General features: G+C 54.2%; 2 protein-coding genes. One reads left to right on the forward strand and one right to left on the reverse strand.

Annotated elements, in window-relative coordinates:
* Window positions 1-133 precede the first annotated feature (133 nt).
* Complete coding sequence (locus AACY49_RS29415) at window positions 134-430, reverse strand: DUF7660 family protein (RefSeq protein WP_339527670.1); 297 nt, start codon at window positions 428-430, stop codon at window positions 134-136.
* Window positions 431-595: 165 nt separating this feature from the next.
* On the opposite strand from AACY49_RS29415, the gene AACY49_RS29420 reads away from it, so the two are divergent.
* The gene (locus tag AACY49_RS29420) at window positions 596-2,032 is read left to right on the forward strand and encodes an IS1182 family transposase (protein ID WP_339527672.1); all 1,437 of its coding nucleotides are present in this window, start codon (window positions 596-598) and stop codon (window positions 2,030-2,032) included.
* Window positions 2,033-2,211: the final 179 nt, after the last annotated feature.

Below are 2,211 nucleotides of genomic sequence, written 5' to 3' on the forward strand. Positions count from 1 at the left end.
ACCGACCCAGGCTGTGTGAAAACACCGCCGAGCAGTTCAAGATCAGCGGTTTAAAACAGTATGAGTCGATAGTGGACTTTCACTACCGGCAGCTTTCGTTCGGTCGTTGTCCTTCGAACAGCAATGGCTGGGCTCACTCATAAAATTTACCAGCCAGCAAAATGGCCGCACAGCGTTGCCATACGTTTGATCTACTGGCACTCACAGGGGAACTGCGTGAGCTGGCAGTCGCCCACGCTGCGGCAGCATCAAGAAAGGTATCAATAGAGCCGTTTTCCCATCCCAACGCCCTCGGTCCATAGGGAGACGACGGAGAGGTCTCCTCCAGCAAACGCTCCTCGGCGAAATCCATACCTAGAGCTTCAATGAAGCCGATGAATGATTGTTCGTCGTCTACGGTTTTCAGTAGCTCATCAAGATTTATGGACATGGTGACCTTGGAAGTGCGTGATAGGTGATAGCGAAGGAGTAAATTCTCACTATGCTGCTATGCCACGAGATGAGGGGCAAGCTTACGTCCTCTTTGGGCCAGGCTGTGAGAAAGGGCCAGTAATCGTCTAACCTTTTCATGGTCGAGATCGTAGCAGGGGCGATCATGAAGCGATTCATTGAAGGCGAGGCCCGGACGCAAGTCACCTTGCTGCCGGAGTGTCTGGACGATTACGTAGCCGAAGAAAATCCAGTGCGAGTGGTCGACGTTTTCGTCGATGAACTCGACCTGGGCGCACTTGGTTTTGAGGGCGTCGATCCTGCCGCCACGGGTCGTCCGGCCTACCACCCAGCGGTGTTGCTGAAGATCTATATCTACGGCTACCTCAATCGGATTCAGTCCAGCCGCCGGCTTGAGCGTGAGGCCGAGCGCAACGTCGAGTTGATGTGGTTAACGGGGCGTTTGGCCCCGGACTTCAAAACCATTGCCGACTTTCGCAAGGATAACGGCAGAGCCATTCGCAGTGTATGCCGCCAGTTCGTAGTTCTTTGCCGCAACCTCAATCTCTTCTCCCAGTCGATCATCGCCATCGACGGCAGCAAATTCAAAGCCGTCAATAATCGCGACCGCAACTTCACTCAGGGCAAGGTGAAGGCACGCATGCAGCAGATCGAGCAGAGCATTGATCGATATCTGGCGGCGATGGATTCGGCGGATCGGGCAACGCCCGAAGTGGCCGAGGCCAAAACAGAGCGGCTTAAAGAAAAGATAGAAACACTGAAAAAGCAGATGCAGAAACTTAAGGAAATCGAAGCGCAGCTCCACGAAAGTCCAGACCAGCAGATCTCCCTCACAGACCCAGATGCACGCTCAATGGCCACGAGCGGCCGAGGCACCGGAACGGTTGGCTACAACGTACAAACAGCTGTCGACGACAAACACCATCTGATCATTGCCCATGAGGTGACCAACGTTGGTAATGATCGTGGGCAACTGAGCAATATGGCGAACCAAGCGCGTGAAGAAATCGAGGCTGAATCGCTAACGGTGGTGGCCGACCGAGGCTACTACAAAGGTCTGGAAATCCTTGCGTGCGAGCAAGCCGGCATCACTACCTTCGTACCGAAACCCCTGACATCTGGCAGCAAAGCCGAAGGAAGATTCGGCAAGCAGGATTTCATCTATCTTATTGCGTCGGACGAGTATCGATGCCCTGCGGGGCAGTTACTAACCAGGCGGCATTCATCGATGGAAGACGGCATGCTACTGCACTGTTATTGGTTCTCGGGCTGCCAATCCTGCTCAATGCAAAAGCAATGTACGACGGGTAAGGAGCGCCGTGTGAAGCGCTGGGAACATGAGGCGGTAATCGACGCGATGCAGGTTCGGCTGGAACATGACCCGGGGAAGATGAAGGTTCGCCGCCAGACTGTTGAGCATCCTTTTGGAACGCTCAAATATTGGATGGGAGCCACCCACTTCCTGACCAAAACACTTCCGCGGGTAAGTACCGAAATGAGCCTTCATGTGCTCGCCTACAACCTCAAACGAATGATGAGCATCTTCGGCATCGCAGGACTGCTTGAAGCGATCAGGGCGTGAATCCAGCTGCTTGCTCGCCCGTTAGTAGCCGTTTGGGCCGCTGACGCGGCCCGAACGGCATTACGAACGTCTATGTAGCTGACTAAGGTAATTCGCGCTTTCGCCCGCTGATTTCACAGGCAATCCTCGCGCCTCTCAGTTTTCGACGTATTTAGCGGGTTTTCACACAGCCTGGACCC

It is taken from the genome of Pseudomonas sp. EL_65y_Pfl2_R96, from assembly GCF_963970905.1.
Lineage (GTDB): Bacteria > Pseudomonadota > Gammaproteobacteria > Pseudomonadales > Pseudomonadaceae > Aquipseudomonas.

What these genes read in the sequence shown, in the direction of transcription:
- AACY49_RS29420 (WP_339527672.1), top strand. Translation starts at nt 596, where the DNA reads ATGAAGCGATTCATTGAAGGCGAGGCCCGGACGCAAGTCACCTTGCTG.
- AACY49_RS29415 (WP_339527670.1), bottom strand. Translation starts at nt 430, where the DNA reads ATGTCCATAAATCTTGATGAGCTACTGAAAACCGTAGACGACGAACAA.